This is a genomic window from Lentzea roselyniae (genome assembly GCF_039537795.1).
Taxonomy (GTDB): Bacteria; Actinomycetota; Actinomycetes; order Mycobacteriales; family Pseudonocardiaceae; genus Lentzea; species Lentzea atacamensis.
The window spans coordinates 1-634 of sequence record NZ_BAABBE010000143.1 but is presented as its reverse complement, the minus strand read 5'-3'; the positions used below and the strand labels follow the sequence as shown (position 1 = coordinate 634).

At 62.6% G+C, this 634-nt stretch carries 1 protein-coding gene; it reads right to left on the bottom strand.

The window, feature by feature from the left end; translation table 11 throughout:
• On the bottom strand, positions 1-544 hold a 544-nt coding region (locus ABFX45_RS46250; RefSeq protein ID WP_346137438.1), incomplete at its 3' end, for a WXG100-like domain-containing protein.
• Between the last annotated feature and the right edge of the window lie 90 nt (positions 545-634).

The window sequence follows — 634 nt, the reverse complement described above, 5'->3', positions numbered from 1 at the left end:
TCGTGGTCACGTTCTCGACGCTGGCCACGCCAACGGACTTACCGACGAACGACGCACCCTTGTGCACCAGGATCTGCATGGCCCTGGCCATCCACTGGGTCAACCTCGCGAAGATCACCTTGACGATGCCCTGCATCATCCCGACGAACGGACCGATCAACGGCCACATCACGGGGTTGACCCACATGCTCATGATCTCTTGCGCCGCGAAGACCAACTGCGTGATCATCGAGAGCTTCGCGCCCTGGACGTTGAGCGACTGTCCCCGCGCTATCCCCGCGAGATCACGCGCGCCCATCGCGGAAAACGCCGGCTGCTCCGCCAGCTTCTCGCCATAACGCCAAAAAGCACGACCCACCGTCTCGTCGACGTGGTTCATCACCTCTCGCAGGTCCACGACGAGGCCATGCACGACACCATCGAACTCGTCGGCAGCCTCCTCCAAGGCCTCCGCGATCGCCCAGATATCCCCCTCCATGCCAGGCGGCCAACTACCACCGGCAAGCAGGATGAAGACCCAGTTGAGCTCCTCCGGAACGGTCATGTTGCCGTGAACAGCCATCAACCGCCCCCGTCAACACGAAGGGAACCCGACCAGACCATTCGGCCCAACCAGGTTCCCAAGCCGCCCATG